Source organism: Mesorhizobium sp. B2-4-15 (assembly GCF_006658505.1).
Lineage (GTDB): Bacteria > Pseudomonadota > Alphaproteobacteria > Rhizobiales > Rhizobiaceae > Mesorhizobium.
In genome coordinates, this window is record NZ_VFUZ01000013.1 from 105,645 (window position 1) to 122,957 (window position 17,313).

A 17,313-nucleotide genomic window follows, 5' to 3' on the forward strand; every position below is an offset into this window, starting at 1 on the left:
TTGCAGCGCCTACAGTTGGCGAAATCGTCGATGACAGCGTCTTTCTCCCCGTCCCTATACGGGGAGAAATGCCCGACAGGGCAATGAGGTGCGGCGCCTACGTTGGAAGCATCGCGAGGCAGAGCTCTTATCCGATGAACTGCCGCGCCAGGATCAGCACCGCGGCACCCGCCAGAAACATCGCCATCAGCCCGCCACGCAGCGAAACCACCGCCGTGACGACCAGGGCCGCCCATTCGGCCGGTCCGGCGTTCAACAGTTCCGGCGCCACCAGTGTCGTCAGCACCGCCGCCGGCACCGCATTGAGGCCGGCCTCGACGCGCGGATGGATGTTTTCGAAGCGCGAAATCACCAGATGCCCGCCGATGCGCGTCAGATAAGTGGCGATCGCGCCAGCGATGATGATCCAGAATGTCGTGCTCATGGCTGCTCTCCCACGCCGCTATGGTGCGGCGGCAGGATGACGGCGAGCAGCACGCCGGCAACGGCGCCGATCGAGACATGCCAGGGCGATCCGACCGTCTTGTAGGCGATGATCGAGGCGCAGCCGCTGGCGATGACCACCGGCAGCCACAGCGGCCGCTTGCGAAACCCCATCACAAGGCCAAGGAAATAGATCGGCAGCAGGAAATCGATACCCAGCGCATGCGTGTCGGGGATGAGCTTGCCGAACACCGCGCCGAGCGCGCTTTCGGTGATCCAGAACAGATAGACCGGCAGGCCGAGCCCCAGATACCAGGCAAAGCCGACGGTCTGCCCCGACTGCGCCCGCGCTTCGGCCACCGCGTATTGCGGATCGGTAAGGATGAAATAGCCGAGCGCCTGCTGGATGACGGGCCAGTGCGCGATGCGCCGGCCGATCCCGGCGGAATAGAGCACATGGCGGAAATTGACGGCGAAGATCGAAAGCACGATCAGCCATGGCGCGACATGCTGGCCGAACAGCTGGATGCCCACCATCTGGCTGGCGCCGCCGAACACCAATGCGCTCATCAGGAAGGCTTCGAAGACCGAGAAGCCCTGGTCGACGGCAAGCGCTCCGAACAGCACGGCAAATGGCGCCGACGCCACCACGACCGGCATGGACAGCCGCACGCCCTGCCAGAACTCGCTCTTGCCGCCGCTTTCTGAAATCACGTCCGTCGCCATCGACCACTCCTGATGCATGTCGCCCAAAAGTGCGTGGCGGTTTGGGGACATGCACAACAACAAAGGGAGAGGCGGTATGTAGGTGGCATGCCCCGCCTTGTCACACGAATTCGCTTGAGCCAAACGATCAGCGGAAATCATCGCCGGATCGCGGCGTCGACTATTCAATCCTGCGCGATTTTGCCTTCGATCGCCCTGCCCCAGTCGAGCAGCGGCTTGGCGCGCAGGGTGAAATCGACGAGTTCCTCGACCAGTTCCGGCCCATGGATGCCAGCTGGGTCGATGACGTGGCGAACAACAAAATGCCGGTTGCGGATGGCGGCAACGAGATCTTTGTCCACGACGTGCTCAAAGCCGCGCGGCGTGCGTTTCATGCCGCCTTCGGCATCGAGCTCGAGGCCATTCTTGTTCAACGCCTTCACCATGGCGCGAAACCTCTCGGGCCATGTCTCGATGGCCCGGCGCATCGACAACAGAAGCGCCGCCTCCGGCTGCCACCAGGCGACACCGGCAAAGCAACCCTCCAGCCCGATATGGACGTAGAACACGCCTTGCTCCATCTTGCTGCCGTCGGGCGACAGGATCGCGGAGAGATGCCTGTTGTAGGGCCGCTTGTCCTTGGCGAAGCGGACGTCGCGGTTGATGCGGAACAGCGACTTCTTGCGGTCGCCACGCAGGCCGAGCCCGGCTGCCAAGAAACGCTGCGTCAGCGTTTCGACGAGATCGCCCAGGGGATCGCGCAATTCCTTTTCGAACAATTCCCGGTTCTCCAGGAACCACTCCCGGCTCTGGTGGAAATCGAGGGCCTTCAGGAACGGAATGGCCTTTGGACCGAACCCTTTGAATTCGCCCGACATCACGCCTTGCCGACCCGCTGCAGCCAGGTGTCTTCGTCGATGACTTCGACACCGAGTTCACTGGCAAGCTTGAGCTTGGAGCCGGCACCCGGTCCCGCCACCACCAGATCGGTCTTGGCCGAAACCGAACCAGCTACCTTGGCGCCGAGCCGTTCGGCCATCGCCTTGGCTTCGGAACGCGTCATCTTCTCCAGCGAACCGGTGAAGACGATCGTCTTGCCGGCGACCTCGCTGTCGGTCGAGATCGTGACGATATACGGCTTTGGCTTGACCTGTTCGAGCAGCTTGTCGAGCACGTCGTCATTGCGCTCATTGCCGAAGAAATCGCGCAGCGCGTCGATCACTGTGTCGCCGATGCCGTTGATCGACGGGAAGACTGTGTGCGGGTCCTCCGCCGCCGCCGTCTCCTTGCCGACGCGGATCAACTCCTCGATCGTCGAGAAGGTCCGGGCAAGCACGGCCGCCGTCGTCTCGCCGATATGGCGGATGCCGAGCGCAAAGATGAAACGATCGAGTTCCGGTTCGCGGCGCGCGTCTATGGCCGCGAACAGCTTGTCGAGACCCTCATAGTTGCGGTCCTCGACGCCGCGCACATTCTTGCGCGTCTTGCCGGACGCCGCCTCGCGCTGCCTGGCCTGCTCCTCGCGCCGCTCGGCCAGCGCCCTGGTGACGGCCGGACGGCGATCCCGGAGCGTGAAGATATCGGCGGCTGTCTTGATCAGTCCCGAATTGAAGAACAGGTCGATGTTTTCAGCGCCCAGGCCTTCTATGTCCATGGCGCCGCGCGACACGAAGTGCCGCAGCCCTTCCACGGCCTGCGCCGGGCAGATCAGCTCGCCGGTGCAGCGGCGGCGCGAATCCTCCTTGCCGGTCTTCTCGTTGATCTCGCGCGTCGCCGGCGAACCGCAAACCGGACAGGTATGCGGGAACTCGTAAGGCATGGCATCAGCCGGGCGCTTGTCGATGACGACGCTGACGATCTGTGGGATCACATCCCCTGCCCGCTGGATGACCACCGTATCACCGATGCGCACGTCGATGCCATCGCGGATCGGCAGACCGTTGCTGTCAAAGCCCTTGATGTAATCCTCATTGTGCAACGTGACGTTCTCGACCACCACACCGCCGACCGTCACCGGTGCCAGCCGTGCGACTGGCGCCAGCGTGCCGGTGCGGCCGACCTGGATGTCGATCTTCTCCACCGTCGTCATCGCCTGCTCGGCCGGGAATTTGTGCGCGACTGCCCAGCGCGGCTCACCGGTGACGAAACCCCAGCGGCGCTGCAATTCGAGTTGGTCGACCTTGTAGACGACGCCGTCAATGTCATAGCCCAGCGACGACCGCTGCTCCTCGATCCGGTGATAGTGCGCGACCAGTTCCTCGACCGACTTCGCCCGCACCATCAGGGGACTGATCTTGAACCCCCAATCGGCGAATTTCTGGACCGAATCATACTGGGTCGGGGCTGGATCTTCCGTGGTGTAGCCCCAGGCATAGGCAAAGAATTTGAGGTTGCGGCTGGCGGTGACGGAAGGATCCTTCTGGCGTAGTGAGCCGGCAGCCGTGTTGCGCGGATTGACGTAATCCTGGCCACCGGCCGCGGCCGAACGTGCCTTCAGCGCCTCGAACTCGGCATAGGTCATATAGACCTCGCCGCGTATCTCGATGACATCAGGCCAGCCCGAGCCTTTCAGCCTGGCAGGAATATCGGCGATGGTCCTGAGGTTGGCGGTGATGTCCTCGCCCACCGCACCGTCGCCACGCGTCGCGCCCTGTACGAAGACGCCCTTTTCATAGCGCAGCGAAGCCGATAGCCCGTCGATCTTCGGCTCGGCGGTGAAGGCGATGTCGAGGTCCTTGTCGCGGTCGAAGAACCGCCGGCCGCGCACGATGAAATCGGCGACGTCCTCGTCGGTGTAAGCCTTGGCGAGGCTGAGCATCGGCACGGCGTGGCGCACCTTGGCGAAGCCCTCCGCCGGCGGCGCGCCTACCCTGCGCGACGGCGAATCCTCGCGCACCAGACCGGGAAAACGCTCCTCGATGGCGAGGTTGCGCCGCGCCAGCGCGTCATATTCCGCATCCGTGATAACAGGCGCGTCCTCGGTATGGTAGCGCCGGTCGTGCTCGGCGATCTCCGCCGCAAGGCGCTTCAGCTCGGCTTCCGCCTCGCTTTCATCGAGCGAATCGACTGGTTTTTCCGACATGGAAAGCTTCCTTGGACAATGGCACGTCACAATAAATCAGGATTTCGGGAAAATCATTGCTGAACAGCAGGATGGAGCCATATCCTGACTCGCTCCATGACGCCGGATATTCTCATGCCGCGGTAGTGTTCTCACGCAGCAGCCGCTCGGCGGCGGCGCGCGCTTCGTCGGTAATGGTGGCACCGGCCAGCATACGCGCGATCTCTTCCTGCCGCGCCGTCCTGTCCATCTCGGCGATTCCGGTCGCCACGCGGTCGGTGCTGCCCGATTTGGAGATCAGGAAATGCGTCGCCGCGCGCGCCGCCACCTGCGGTGCGTGGGTGACCGACAGCACCTGCACGCGCTTCGACAGGCGCGCCAGCCTCTGGCCGATCGCGTCGGCCACGGCGCCACCAACGCCGGTGTCGATTTCGTCGAAAACCAGCGTCGGCGCCGAGCCACGGTCGGCCAGCGCCACCTTCAGCGCCAACAGGAAGCGGGAGAGTTCTCCGCCGGAGGCGACCTTCATCATCGGCCCGGGCCGCGTGCCGGGATTGGTGCGCACCCAGAACTCGATCTGGTCGATGCCCTCTTCCATGCGGCTCTCGGCCTCGCTCTTCATCTCGACGATGAAGGCGGCGCGTTCGAGCTTCAGCGCCGGCAGTTCGGCCATCACCGCCTTGGTCAGCCCGACGGCCGCCGCATGGCGAAGCGAGGAAAGCTGCGCGGCGGCAATGTCATAGGCCTCGCGTGCGGCGGCGGCCTGCTTCTCCAGCCCGTGCAGCCGCTCCTCGCCGGCATCGAGATCGGCAAGATCGGCAACCATCGTGTCGCGCAACTGCGCCAGGTCGTCGACGGCGACGCTGTGCTTGCGCGACGCCGCGCGCAGCGAGAACAGCCGCTCCTCGGCTTTCTCCAGCCTTTGCGGGTCATATTCAGTGGCGCGAAGCGCGGCCTCGACACCGGATTGCGCCGCGTCGAGCGACAGCATGGCTTCGTCCAGCGACTTGACCACGTCCTCGAGCAGGCCGGGCGCTTCCGTCGCCTTGCGCTGCAGCCGTCTCAGCAGGCTGGCGAGCTGCGGCAAGGGTGAGGACGGGCCCGACAGCACATCCTGCGCATCATGGATTTCGGAAGCGATCTTCTCGGCGCGCATCATATGGGCGCGCAGTTCGGCAAGTTCGGTTTCCTCGCCAGGCTGCGGATCGAGCCTGGTCAATTCCGCGACCGCGGCACGCAGATAGTCGGCCTCGCGCGCCGCTGCCGCCACCTTGGCGCGGTGGCGCGAAAGCTCCTGCTCGCCGGCGCGCCAGTGCCGCCAGGCCTCGCCGGTCGAGCGAACGACGCCGAGATGGCCGCCGAATGCGTCGAGCACGTCACGGTGTGCGCCGGGATCGACCAGGGCGCGCTCATCGTGCTGGCCGTGGATCTCGACCAGCGCGCGGCCGACATCGCGCATCAGGGTCACGCTGGATGGCTGGTCGTTGACGAACACGCGCGTGCGGCCGTCCGCCGTTTGCACACGGCGCAATATGACGTCGCCATCATCCTCTATGGCGTTTTCGGCAAGCAGCGCGCGAACCGGATGGTTGCGCGGCACATCGAAGACGGCGATGACCTGGCCCTGTGCCGCGCCATGACGCACCAGCGAGGCGTCGCCGCGCGCGCCGAGCGCCAGCGATAGGGCATCGAGCAGGATGGATTTGCCGGCGCCCGTTTCACCCGTCAGCACGGAAAGGCCCGGCTGGAAGTCGATATCCAGCTTCTCGATCAGGACGATATCGCGGATCGACAATCTGGAAAGCATCAGAACCCGGACCTATTGCATGCCGCCCAAAAGTGGACCCGGTCTTGGGATAACGACATGCACGAAAGCAAAAGACTTAAAGCGCGTCGCATGGATCCGTTCAAGCACGACGCGCTTCAAAGCGGCACGCGACCGATTGGAGTCGCAGCGCCGCACTATCTTTTTGTTTGCGCATCGGATCAATCCGAAAAAACGCGCTATGCACGCTTCGGTCCGGGGTACCGCGGGTCAGGCGCCGGTGATCAGCTTCCCGGCCTTGGATATCCACGACCCGGCATTCTCGCGCGGCGCCAGCCCGTTGCTCTGCAGGAGCTTGTAGGAATCCTTATACCATGAACTGTCAGGGTAGTTGGTGCCGAGCACCGCGGCGGCGGTCTGGGCCTCCGAGGTGAGCCCCATTGCGTAGTAGCTTTCGGTCAGGCGGGCCAGTGCCTCCTCGACATGACGCGTGTTGGAATAATTCTCCACCACGGTACGGAAGCGCTTGACGGCGGCGATGTATTCGCGGCGCTCCAGATAATAGCGGCCGATCTGCATTTCCTTGCCGGCGAGCTGGTCGTTGGCGAAGCGGATCTTCTGCTTGGCGTCCTCGACATATTCCGAATTCGGCCAGCGCGTCACCAGATCCTGCATGGTCTGCACGGTCTGGCGTGCTTCCTTCTGGTCCTGCGTCACATCCTTGATCTGGCGATAGTAGCTCAGGCCGATAATGTACTGCGCATAGGGGGCGTCATCGGTGGACGGATAAAGCGCCAGGTAGCGCTTGGCCGACGAGATCGCCTCGTCGTAGCTGCCCTTTCGATAGTCGGCGAACGCGCCCATCACCATCGATTTGCGGGCCCATTCCGAATAGGGATGCTGGCGGTCGACGGCGTCGAACTTCTTGCTCGCCTCGTCCAGCCGCCCGGCATTCAGATTGGCGAGGCCTTGATTGTAGAGAACGTCCCCAGGCTCGGTATGGTCGACATAGGTCGAAAGGTCGATATCTTTCTCCGACGACATGCAGGCCGACAGAAAGAGCGATGGAACAACCACCGAAAGCGCCAGAAAAACAGACCACTGCGGCACTTTCGATTGACCGACTCGCTTGAAGAACATGATTGGATTCCGCCCTTTCGGCGTTATTTTAATGCCCGTTGCATGCAGTTCCCCCAAAACTGGTCCCCACTTTTGAGCGACATGCACTAATCGACGGCAGCAGCCATAGACCATAACCGCCTTGCCGGGCAACGCTATGTCTAGCCAATCGCACATTTTTGTGGCGGTCGGTCGGAGCCTCGACATCCCTGTGATTTCACCAGCCGATGGTGCATTCCTGCAACACCGGCCGTCTCCAAGGGAATCGAAAAAAGCTAAGGGATTCAGATCATCCAGGGCGCATAGAGCGGCGCATTGACGGCGCTCATCTCCGCCGCGCGGCCACGCTCGCGGCGTGTCGTCTCGACGATCTCGAAAGCCGTGCGGTCCGACAGCAGGCGCCGCAGCGCCGCGGCGTTCAGCCTGTGGCCGCCGCGATAGGAACGGAAACAGCCGATGAAGCGGGCGCCGCCCAGCGCCAGGTCGCCCATGGCGTCCAGCGTCTTGTGGCGCACGAATTCGTTGGGGTAGCGCAGGCCGCCCATGTTGATGACGCGGTTGTCGTCACCAATCACCAGAGAATTCTCCAGCGAGGATCCCAGGGCGTAGCCGGCGGCCCACAGCCGCTCGACATCCTTCATGAAGCCGAAGGTGCGGGCCCGCGCGATGTCACGGCGGAAGATGTCGGCATTGATGTCGGAAGCAAAGAGCTGACGCCCGATCGCCGGACTTTCGAAATCGATCTCGACCTCGAAGCGGGTGCCGTCATAGGGTCTGAACTCCGCCCAGGAAGCACCGTTCTCGATGCGGACCGGCTTGACGACCCTGATGTAGCGCCGCTTGACCGGCAATTTTTCGATACCCGCCTGGTCGATGGCTTCCACGAAGGCCATGGCGCTGCCGTCGAGAATGGGAACTTCGTGCCCATCGATCTCGATGACGACATTGTCGATGCCGAGCCCGAACAGCGCGGCCATTATGTGCTCCACGGTGGCGATGTGCTCGCCCGAAGGATCGCCGAGCATGGTGCAAAGGTCCGTGGCACCGATCTCGGAAAATAGGGCACGGAACTCGCGGCCCTGCCCTTCCTCATTGATAAGCTGGAACACGATGCCAGTGTCGGCATCCGCGGGCAGGAAACTGATGGAAACTTCTTTGCCGCTGTGAACGCCGGTGCCTGTAAGCGACGCGCGCGTCTTCACTGTCGTCTGATAGTCGTGCAAGACAATCCCCATAAGCCCGAAATGCCTAGGGCCGCTTCTCCAGCCCGAGGGCGCGGCTCTTGTGAAATCGGCAGGCAGGGCCACTTCCCCGAAATCCCGGCAGACCGACTATGGTAGGCGGCGAAGATAATGTCCCGGCAAGGAGACTCCAAATCACGGTTTCTTACTCTCTGTAACCGCGAACTGGAACATGTACAGCATCATAAGCGTTTGATTTTCCACAACTTTAAACGTTAACAGGCAAGCAATTCCTTGCCTGCCTGTTAACAATTGTTACAGTCCGTTAACTACTCAGTTGGCTTGGCGGCGCAGGAACGCCGGGATCTCCAGTTGATCGTCGTCCTGAGTCGCCCTGGTCTGCGGCGTCAGGCGGCCCTGCTCATCCAGCTGGCCGCGGCGCGGTGCGTAGAGCTGCGCGTCCTGGCTGGCGAGGCGGCGCACTTCGGGCGCGGCCTGGCGCAGCTTCGGTTCACGCGGTTGCGCCGGCTGCAGCCGTGCGGGCTCCTCCTCGCGGCGGGTCAGCCCATTGGTCAGACGCTTCAGCAGGCCCATAGGTCCGCTGTTCTCGTGGTGGTCTGCCGGACGGCTCTTCGCTTCGACCTCGGCCTTCACGACCGGCGGAAAGTCCTCGACGCGCGGCATGCGCTGCGGGGCCATCGCGACCGGCTGCTGGACCTCACGCAGCATTTCGCGCGGCTGCGGAGCCGGCTGCATCATCTGCTGGGGAACCGGCTGCACCATCGGCTGCGGCTGCGCGGGCGGCGCCTGGAAGATCTTGCTCTGCGGGCGGAAATCGTCCGCATGGGCAACCGGTGCCGGACGCGGCTGAGCCATGGCCGCCGCATTTGCTTCGGCCAACTGGATCGCTTCCGCTACCGGATCGACGGTGCGCGGCTCGTAAACGGTCTGCTGGACCGGCGCCGGGCGGCTTTCGACGGCGGCAACGGCTGGACGGGGGGCGGGCTTCTGCGGCGCGGCGCGGATCGAGATCGGCGCGGCGGCTATTTCAGCCGCCGACTTGTCGATGCCGGTGGCGACCACCGAGACGCGGATGACGCCTTCCAGTTCCTCGTCGAAGGTGGCGCCCAGGATGATGTTTGCGTCCTGGTCGACCTCCTCGCGGATACGGGTTGCCGCTTCGTCGACTTCGAACAGGGTGAGGTCGCGGCCGCCGGTGATCGAGATCAGCAGGCCCTTGGCGCCCTTCATCGAGGTCTCGTCGAGCAGCGGGTTGGCGATTGCCGCTTCCGCCGCTGCCATTGCGCGGCCCTCGCCCGAAGCTTCGCCGGTGCCCATCATCGCCTTGCCCATTTCGCGCATGACCGAACGCACGTCGGCGAAGTCGAGGTTGATCAGGCCTTCCTTGACCATCAGGTCGGTGATGCAGGCGACGCCGGAATAGAGCACCTGGTCGGCCATGGCGAAGGCATCGGCGAAAGTGGTCTTGTCATTGGCCAGCCGGAACAGGTTCTGGTTGGGGATCACGATCAGCGTGTCGACGCATTTCTGCAGCTCTTCGATGCCCATGTCGGCCGTCTTCATGCGGCGCTGGCCTTCGAAGTGGAACGGCTTGGTCACGACGCCGACGGTGAGGATGCCCTTCTCGCGCGCGGCGCGCGCAACGACCGGAGCGGCACCGGTGCCGGTGCCGCCGCCCATGCCGGCGGTGACGAAGCACATATGGGTGTTGGACAGGTGATCGATGATCTCGTCGATGCATTCTTCCGCCGCCGCGCGGCCGACTTCCGGCTGCGAACCCGCGCCGAGACCTTCGGTGACATGCGCGCCGAGCTGGATCAGCCGGTCGGCCTTCGACATGGTCAGCGCCTGGGCGTCGGTGTTGGCGACAACGAACTCGACACCGCGCAGCCCGGCGGTGATCATGTTGTTGACGGCGTTGCCGCCGCCGCCGCCGACACCGAACACGGTGATGCGTGGCTTAAGCTCGGTGATGTCCGGCTTCTGCAGATTGATGGTCATTGTCTCCGTCCTTTGCCTTTCACGCCGCTTCGCCGCCGCGGCCGCCTATGGGGCTGTCCCCGTCAATTAGAAACTGTCTCTCAACCACTGACTCATGCGATGCAGTTTTCCACCCGTTCCGGTCATCCTGAGACCGGAAATGCCTTTCGCCGGATGGCTCTCGAAACTCGCCATCTGCGGATAGATCAGAAGTCCGACGGCGGCCGAGAAAGCCGGCCCCTTCGCCGCCTCGGGCAGGCCCGCCACGCCGAGCGGGCGGCCGATGCGCACATTGCGTCCCAGGATGCGGCGTGCCGCCTCCGGCAGGCCGGCCAACTGGCTGGCGCCGCCGGTGAGCACGACGCGCTTGCCGACCGCGTTGCCGTAGCCCGACTTGTTCAGCCGGTCGCGCAGAAGTTCGAGCGTCTCGTCGATACGGGCACGCACGATGCGTGTCATCACCGAGCGCGGGATCTGCAACGGCACGTCACCATCGTCGCCGATCGGCTGGATCGAAACCAGGTCGCGGTCATCGGCACTGCCCGGCAGCGCCGAACCGTGCATCACCTTGAGCCGCTCGGCGGCATCGAGCGAAGTCGAGAGCCCCTTGGCCATGTCAAGCGTGACATGGTTGCCGCCGATGGCGATCGCATCGCCGTGGACGAACCTGCCTTCCGAAAACACCGAGATCGTGGTCGTGCCGCCGCCCATGTCGATGCAGGCTGCACCCAGTTCCAGCTCATCGTCGACAAGCGCCGCCAGCCCGCTGGCATAGGGCGTCGCCACCATGCGCTCGACCGACAGATGTGAGCGGTTGATGGAGAGCTCCAGGTTGCGCATTGGGGCCGCGTCACCCGTCAGCACATGCATGTCGACGCCAAGCGCGTCGCCGACCATGCCGCGCGGATCGCGCACGCCGCGCTCGGCGTCCAGCGAGAAGCCGACCGGCAGCGAATGGATCACCTCGCGCTCGGCCTTGAGCGCCTGCTTGGCGCCGGCGCCAAGCACGCGCTTGATGTCGGCCTCGTCGGCCTCATGGCCGCCGAGGTTGATGGTCGCCGAGAAGGCTTCGCTCTTCAGCCGGCCGGCGGTCATGTTGACGATGAGCGAATCGACCGTCAGCCCGGCCATCCGCTCGGCGGCGTCGACGGACAAGCGGATCGCATGCTCGGCGCGGTCGAGATCGACCACCACACCCGACTTCACGCCCTGCGATTTCTGATGGCCGATGCCGATGACCCGGATCCGGTGCGAGCGGCCGCGCAACAGCTTGCCGTCATCGTTCGGCTTGAGCTTGGCCACCATGCAGCAGACCTTGTTCGAGCCGACATCCAGCACCGTCAAGGTGCCGGACCGGCGCGACGAGGCATCGCCAGAACCGCCAAGCCAGCTCATATCTTCGTCTCCGGCTTGCGCTTGAGGGTTTTCGGTTTCTCGTTGAGCGCGGCCTCGCGCTGCGTCGCCGCCTCGGGCGTCAACTGCACGACCAGCCGGTCCGTGAGGCGCATGTCGACGGCGGCGATGTCACGCGACAAAAGTCCGTTGTCATGGTCCATCTTCACGAGTTCCGCGAGAGCCTGGTCCTCGCCATCCTCCGGCAACTTGACGGTGATGCCATTGTCCAGCTTCAGGTCCCAGCGCCGCTCGCCGACACGGATGTAGCCCTTTATGCGGCTGGCGAGATCGGGATATTGCTCGACCTTGGCCAGGAAATCAGGCGCCTTGGCGGGCGCGCCAGTGCCGATCAGCAGCGGCAAGAGCACCTGCTTGCCGCCCGAGAAGGGCGCGATGACGGCACCATTCTTCTCGATGACCGAAAGATCACTGCCCTGCTGCCAGAGCGCGAAGGCCTCGCGCTCCTCGACGCGCACTTCCAGAGTGTGCGGATAGACCTTGCGCACCGCAGCGACCTCGATCCAGGGCAGGCCGGAGATGCGCTCGCGCGCGGCCTCCGCGTCGAAGCCGATCAGCGACGTCCAGCCGTCAAGCTCGAGCCTGTCGAGAATGTCGATTTCCGAGGTCTGATGGTTGCCGACCACCTTGACCTGATCGACGGCAAAGCCGGTGCGGGCAGTGATGCTCTGGATGATACCGTCGGCATGACCGCCAAGATAGGCACCGTAGGCGCCGCTCGACGCGAGCAGCACGGCCGACATGATCGCGGAGGAGAAACGCGGCGCCTGGAACTCGCCGTCACCCAGGCGCGCGAGCATGCGCACCGGGCGGCGAAGCATGCGCGGCAGCACGAAATGGCCCGATGACAACGGCAGGCCGAACAGCGACGGCACCGCCGCGCCCTTCCCCCTACCCTGTCCCCATTTCAACGCAGACACGAAGCGTCCTCCACCATCCAACTCAACAGTTCACCAAACGAATGCCCGGCCTGGGCGGCGATTTCAGGCACCAGAGATGTCGGCGTCATGCCCGGCTGGGTGTTGACCTCGAGCCATACAACTTCGCCATTTTCGGAGTGACGATCGTCATAACGGAAGTCCGACCGGGAAACGCCCCGACAGCCGACAGCTTGGTGAGCCTTGAGCGCCAGTGTCTGTATTTTTTGGTAAATATTCGGTGAAACTTTTGCGGGGCATTCGTGTTTTGATCCGCCGGCAACATATTTTGAATCGTAGTCGTAGAAGGAATGGCCCGTCGGGATGATCTCGCAGACGCCGAGCGCCACATCACCCATGACGGCGCAGGTCAGTTCGCGCCCATGGATGTAGCGCTCGACCATGACGGTATCGCCATATTTCCATTCGGACGATCCGACGATCTGCGGCGGATGCGACTGCCCTTCAGGCACGATGACGACGCCGAAGCTCGATCCTTCATTGACCGGCTTGATCACGTAGGGCGGCTTCATCGGATGCTTGTTCTGGATGGCGAAGCGATTGGCGACCTTCGATTCGGCGACGGGAACGCCGACTGATTTGACGATCTTCTTCGCCTGCTCCTTGTTCATGGCGAGCGCCGAGGCGAGCACGCCGGAATGGGTGTAGGGAATACCGAGATATTCGAGGATACCCTGGATCGTGCCATCCTCACCGAATGGACCATGCAACGCGTTGAAGGCGACATCCGGCCGAAGCTCGGCGAGCACGGAACCGACGTCGCGCCCGACATCGACGCGGGTGACCTGGTAGCCTTCCTTCTCCAGCGCATCGGCACAGGCCTTTCCGGAGGACAGGGACACGGGCCGCTCTGACGAGAAACCTCCCAGCAGGACGGCCACATGCTTGCTCTTCATTCCCCGTCATCCCCTCTCACGGCGGACCAAAACCAGATTTCCGCAACATTGAGTCCGAGTCTCTCGGCAGGTTGCCCCCCAGACGGAAAACGCGGGTAACGCGTCGAACGACTCAAATCAGGAAACGCTTTGGAGCAGAGAATCAGAGAGTTGATTTACTGGCAAGTGCTTATGATTCCGAGAGATTCACTTTCTGAGAAAATGGACGTGAAAACCGTGTCGGTGAGTCCCCGAAGCAACGCTTTTTGCGCACTCCGGGAACGCGTTTGAAGTTCAACCATCACGTGAACTTCACCGGCAACTAAAATTAATTGAGATTGAGGTCAGAGCAGTTGGCCGAGAAACTCCTGCACGGCATGTCCGGGCCGGAAATTGCCGATGCGCTTGAGCTCCCAGTGCAGGCGCATGCCGGAATGTTCGAGCACGCGCGCCCGCACCGTCTCGCCGAGATATTCGAGGTCGTAACCGGTGGCGGTGCCGGTGTTGATCATGAAGTTGCAGTGCAGGGGCGACATCTGCGCCCCGCCGATCAGCAGGCCGCGGCAGCCCGCCTTGTCGATCTCCTTCCAGGCCGAGGTGCCTTCGGGATTCTTGAAGGTCGAGCCGCCGGTCTTCTCGCGGATCGGCTGCACGGTCTCGCGGTGGTTCTGCACGGCATCCATCGCCGCCTTGATCACCGCCTTGTCCTCGGCAAACCCTTCGAACACGGCCGAGGTGAAGATCAGCCCGGACGGTGCGGCCGAGTGGCGATAGGCATAACCCATGTCGGCATTGCTCAGCGTCTGGACATTGCCCTTGCGGTCGAGCGCGCGCACCTCGACAACGCGCTCGCGCGTCTCGACGCCATTGGCGCCAGCATTCATCCTGAGCGCGCCGCCAATGGCGCCTGGAATGCCGTGGTAGAAATGGAAGCCGCCAATGCCGGCCTCGAGCGCCACGGCGGCCATGCGCTTGTCGGGCGTCGCCGCGCCTGCCCTGATCCTGATCGGTGAGATGACTTCGGCCTCGCCAAAGCCCTTGGCGGAAAGCCGGATGACAAAGCCTGGAATGCCGCCATCCCTGACAAGCAGGTTCGAGCCGATGCCGACGATGGTCAGCGGGATTTCTTCGGGAACCGCCCGAAGGAATGCGGCGAGGTCCTTCTCGTCCGCCGGCTGGAACAGCGCTTCAGCCAGGCCGCCGGCGCGGAACCAGGTGATCTTGTCCATCTCGGCATTGGGCGTGATGCGGCCGCGCAGGCCGGCAAGCCGGTCGCCAAGTCTGTCGATCAGGGCCTGGCCATGCGTCATGAGGCGGCAAGCTCCTTGGGCAAGGCATAAGCCCATTGGGTGATATTGCCGGCGCCGAGGAAGACGACGAAATCGCCGAGCTTGGCGAGATCACGGATGATCGGCGCGATATCGGCCGGTCCTTCGATGTAGCGGGCGTCGCGATGGCCGCCGGCGCGGATGCGCGACACCAGCGCATCGGAAGTCACGCCCTCGATCGGCTCTTCGCCGGCCGCGTAGACAGGGGCGACCATCACCGTGTCGGCGTCGTTGAAGCAGGCCGAAAACTCGTTGAACAGATCATGCAGCCGGGTGAAGCGGTGCGGCTGGGCAATGGCGATGACGCGTCCCTTGGTGGCGCTGCGCGCGGCCTTGAGCACGGCCGCGATCTCGACCGGATGATGGCCGTAGTCGTCGAAAATGTCGACGCCGTTCCAGGAGCCGGTACGGGTGAAGCGGCGTTTGACGCCGGCAAAGGACGACAGGCCCTTCTTGATCGCCTCGCCGGACAGGCCGAGCTCATGCGCGACCGCGATCGCGGCGGTGGCGTTCGAGACATTGTGGCGGCCTGGCATTGGCAGCCGCAGGTCCGCTATCGTCTTCTGGCCGCCGGTCTTGCGGTCGCGGATCACCACGTCGAACTCGGACGTGGCACCCGCCATGCGATGGTTGGTGAAGCGCACATCGGCCTGCGCGTTCTCGCCATAGGTGATGACGCGGCGGTCCTCGATACGGCCGACCAGCGCCTGGACTTCCGGGTGGTCGGTGCACATCACGCCGAAACCGTAGAACGGCACATTCTCGACGAACTGGCGGAACGCCTCGCGCACCTTGTCGAAACTACCATAGTGGTCGAGATGCTCGGGATCGATATTGGTGACGACGGCAATGTCGGCCGGCAGCTTGAGAAAGGTGCCGTCGCTCTCGTCGGCTTCGACCACCATCCATTCGCCATCGCCCATGCGGGCGTTGGTGCCATAGGCATTGATGATGCCGCCATTGATGACGGTCGGGTCAAGCCCGCCGGCTTCGAGCAGCGTCGCCACCATGGAGGTCGTCGTCGTCTTGCCGTGCGTGCCGCCGATGGCCACCGCCTGGCGGAAGCGCATCAGCTCGGCCAGCATCTCGGCGCGACGCACGATCGGCAGCAGCCTTTCACGCGCGGCCTTGAGCTCCGGATTGGATTTCTTGATCGCCGTCGAGACGACGATGACCTCGGCATCGCCGAGGTTTTCGGCCTTGTGGCCGACGAAGCATTCGATGCCCTTGTCGCGCAGGCGCTGCACATTGGCGCTATCGGCCTGATCGGACCCTTGCACCTTGTAGCCGAGATTGTGCAGCACCTCGGCGATGCCGCTCATGCCGATGCCGCCAATGCCGATGAAATGCACGAGGCCGATGGTCTGCGGCATTTTCATGCGTGCGTCCCCTTCCTGAAGTCCGAAACGGTTTTTCTGGACGCAATAGCCTCTGTGAGGTCGGCGAGCAACCTTGCCGCGTGCGGCCTGCCAGCTGATTTCGCGCCAGCCGCCATCGCCGCCAGCCGCTCGGGGGCGTCCATCAGTCCGCCAAGGAGGGTTGCGATGCGCTCGGGCGACAGCGAGGATTGTGGGTGCACCTCGCCTCCGCCGGCGGCGGCAAGGGCCGCCGCGTTTGCCGCCTGGTCGTGGTCGAGCGCGTAGGGATAGGGCACCAGCAACGCCGGTCGTCCGATGACGGCGATCTCCGAGACGGTCGAGGCACCGGAACGTGAGATCACCAGATGCGCCCCCGCCATGCGTGCCGCCATGTCGGTGAAGAAGGGCGAAACCTCGGCGGCGACGCCAAGCGCGGCATAGGCCGCCTTCACCCGCCCCACGTCATCGGCACGCGCCTGCTGCGTGATCGCAAGCCGCTTGCGCTGTGCATCGGAAAGCAGTGCGATCGCCCCCGGCATGGCATCGGAAAAGAACTGGGCGCCCTGGCTGCCGCCGAACACCAGCAGGCGGAACGGCTCCTCCCCGGTCGATGCCGCATAAGGTGTCTTGGCCGCTTCCAGCACAGCCGGCCTGACCGGATTGCCTGTCGTCACCGTCTTGGCGCCGGCGGCACTCGCATCCTGCGGCAGGAAGCCGCCGGCTATGGCATCGACACGGCCGGCCAGCGCCCTGTTGGCGCGCCCCATCACCGCGTTCTGCTCATGGATCAAAGTCGGCACCTTGCGCCGCGTCGCGGCATAGAGCGGCGGCAGGGTCGGGTAGCCGCCGAAGCCGACGACGGCATCCGGCTTGATCCTGCCGATAATGGCGGACGCCTGCCGTACGCCGCGCCAGATTTTCCAGAAGGCCCCGAGCAAGGCGAAAGGGTTCTTCGAACCCATCGTCGCCGACTGGATCGGATGGATGGCGGCGGCCGGGAAGCGGCTGGCAAATCGCTCGGCGCGGTCGTCCGTCGCCAGATGCACCGTCCAGCCGCGCTCGGCGAGCTCATGCGCCAGCGCCTCGGCCGGAAACAGATGTCCGCCGGTTCCGCCCGCCGCGAGAAGGATGACACCCCTCGCCATA

The 17,313-nt window shown here is 64.0% G+C and carries 14 protein-coding genes; all 14 read right to left on the reverse strand.

Annotated elements, in window-relative coordinates; all coding sequences use genetic code 11:
* Window positions 1-127 precede the first annotated feature (127 nt).
* Window positions 128-424 carry an AzlD family protein gene (locus FJ930_RS17115; protein ID WP_140743307.1) on the reverse strand — a complete coding sequence of 99 codons (297 nt, stop codon included), beginning with the start codon at window positions 422-424 and terminating at the stop codon, window positions 128-130.
* The gene (locus FJ930_RS17120) at window positions 421-1,149 is read right to left on the reverse strand and encodes an AzlC family ABC transporter permease (protein WP_140743309.1); all 729 of its coding nucleotides are present in this window, start codon (window positions 1,147-1,149) and stop codon (window positions 421-423) included. The genes FJ930_RS17115 and FJ930_RS17120 overlap by 4 nt, the downstream gene beginning before the upstream one ends.
* A 164-nt stretch (window positions 1,150-1,313) precedes the next feature.
* A complete protein-coding gene (locus FJ930_RS17125) occupies window positions 1,314-2,006 on the reverse strand; it encodes a TIGR02453 family protein (RefSeq protein WP_141839288.1) in 693 nt (230 codons plus the stop codon).
* Complete coding sequence (ligA, locus tag FJ930_RS17130; protein ID WP_141839290.1) at window positions 2,006-4,210, reverse strand: NAD-dependent DNA ligase LigA; 2,205 nt, start codon at window positions 4,208-4,210, stop codon at window positions 2,006-2,008. The genes FJ930_RS17125 and ligA overlap by 1 nt, the downstream gene beginning before the upstream one ends.
* 112 nt (window positions 4,211-4,322) lie before the next feature.
* Entirely contained in the window at window positions 4,323-5,996 is a 1,674-nt protein-coding gene (gene recN, locus FJ930_RS17135) for a DNA repair protein RecN (protein WP_141839292.1), read from the reverse strand.
* Between the two features lie 228 nt (window positions 5,997-6,224).
* Window positions 6,225-7,094, reverse strand: a complete 870-nt coding sequence (locus tag FJ930_RS17145) for an outer membrane protein assembly factor BamD (RefSeq protein ID WP_141839296.1) — start codon at window positions 7,092-7,094, stop codon at window positions 6,225-6,227.
* Window positions 7,095-7,357: 263 nt separating this feature from the next.
* Window positions 7,358-8,308: a UDP-3-O-acyl-N-acetylglucosamine deacetylase gene (lpxC, locus tag FJ930_RS17150; protein ID WP_140743321.1), complete on the reverse strand. Its 951-nt coding sequence runs from the start codon at window positions 8,306-8,308 to the stop codon at window positions 7,358-7,360.
* A gap of 279 nt (window positions 8,309-8,587) precedes the next feature.
* Window positions 8,588-10,276, reverse strand: coding sequence for a cell division protein FtsZ (gene ftsZ / locus FJ930_RS17155; protein ID WP_140743323.1), 1,689 nt, complete (start codon window positions 10,274-10,276; stop codon window positions 8,588-8,590).
* 66 nt (window positions 10,277-10,342) lie between these two features.
* Window positions 10,343-11,650, reverse strand: a complete 1,308-nt coding sequence (gene ftsA / locus FJ930_RS17160; protein WP_141839298.1) for a cell division protein FtsA — start codon at window positions 11,648-11,650, stop codon at window positions 10,343-10,345.
* A complete protein-coding gene (locus FJ930_RS17165; RefSeq protein WP_140608028.1) occupies window positions 11,647-12,588 on the reverse strand; it encodes a cell division protein FtsQ/DivIB in 942 nt (313 codons plus the stop codon). Before FJ930_RS17165 ends, ftsA begins: the two co-directional genes overlap by 4 nt.
* Window positions 12,576-13,502, reverse strand: a complete 927-nt coding sequence (locus FJ930_RS17170) for a D-alanine--D-alanine ligase (protein ID WP_141839299.1) — start codon at window positions 13,500-13,502, stop codon at window positions 12,576-12,578. The genes FJ930_RS17165 and FJ930_RS17170 overlap by 13 nt, the downstream gene beginning before the upstream one ends.
* A gap of 323 nt (window positions 13,503-13,825) precedes the next feature.
* On the reverse strand, window positions 13,826-14,791 hold the full coding sequence (gene murB, locus FJ930_RS17175; protein WP_141839301.1) for a UDP-N-acetylmuramate dehydrogenase: 966 nt from the start codon (window positions 14,789-14,791) through the stop codon (window positions 13,826-13,828).
* Window positions 14,788-16,188 carry a UDP-N-acetylmuramate--L-alanine ligase gene (gene murC, locus FJ930_RS17180; protein WP_141839303.1) on the reverse strand — a complete coding sequence of 467 codons (1,401 nt, stop codon included), beginning with the start codon at window positions 16,186-16,188 and terminating at the stop codon, window positions 14,788-14,790. Before murC ends, murB begins: the two co-directional genes overlap by 4 nt.
* Entirely contained in the window at window positions 16,185-17,312 is a 1,128-nt protein-coding gene (gene murG / locus FJ930_RS17185) for an undecaprenyldiphospho-muramoylpentapeptide beta-N-acetylglucosaminyltransferase (RefSeq protein ID WP_140743335.1), read from the reverse strand. The genes murC and murG overlap by 4 nt, the downstream gene beginning before the upstream one ends.
* Window position 17,313: the final 1 nt, after the last annotated feature.

Coding starts and splice junctions, on each gene's coding strand:
- murC (WP_141839303.1), bottom strand. CDS start 16,188: ATGAAAATGCCGCAGACCATCGGCCTCGTGCATTTCATCGGCATTGGC.
- FJ930_RS17120 (WP_140743309.1), bottom strand. CDS start 1,149: ATGGCGACGGACGTGATTTCAGAAAGCGGCGGCAAGAGCGAGTTCTGG.
- FJ930_RS17170 (WP_141839299.1), bottom strand. CDS start 13,502: ATGAAGAGCAAGCATGTGGCCGTCCTGCTGGGAGGTTTCTCGTCAGAG.
- FJ930_RS17115 (WP_140743307.1), bottom strand. CDS start 424: ATGAGCACGACATTCTGGATCATCATCGCTGGCGCGATCGCCACTTAT.
- FJ930_RS17125 (WP_141839288.1), bottom strand. CDS start 2,006: ATGTCGGGCGAATTCAAAGGGTTCGGTCCAAAGGCCATTCCGTTCCTG.
- murG (WP_140743335.1), bottom strand. CDS start 17,312: ATGGCGAGGGGTGTCATCCTTCTCGCGGCGGGCGGAACCGGCGGACAT.
- ligA (WP_141839290.1), bottom strand. CDS start 4,210: ATGTCGGAAAAACCAGTCGATTCGCTCGATGAAAGCGAGGCGGAAGCC.
- murB (WP_141839301.1), bottom strand. CDS start 14,791: ATGACGCATGGCCAGGCCCTGATCGACAGACTTGGCGACCGGCTTGCC.
- FJ930_RS17145 (WP_141839296.1), bottom strand. CDS start 7,094: ATGTTCTTCAAGCGAGTCGGTCAATCGAAAGTGCCGCAGTGGTCTGTT.
- lpxC (WP_140743321.1), bottom strand. CDS start 8,308: ATGGGGATTGTCTTGCACGACTATCAGACGACAGTGAAGACGCGCGCG.
- ftsA (WP_141839298.1), bottom strand. CDS start 11,650: ATGAGCTGGCTTGGCGGTTCTGGCGATGCCTCGTCGCGCCGGTCCGGC.
- recN (WP_141839292.1), bottom strand. CDS start 5,996: ATGCTTTCCAGATTGTCGATCCGCGATATCGTCCTGATCGAGAAGCTG.
- ftsZ (WP_140743323.1), bottom strand. CDS start 10,276: ATGACCATCAATCTGCAGAAGCCGGACATCACCGAGCTTAAGCCACGC.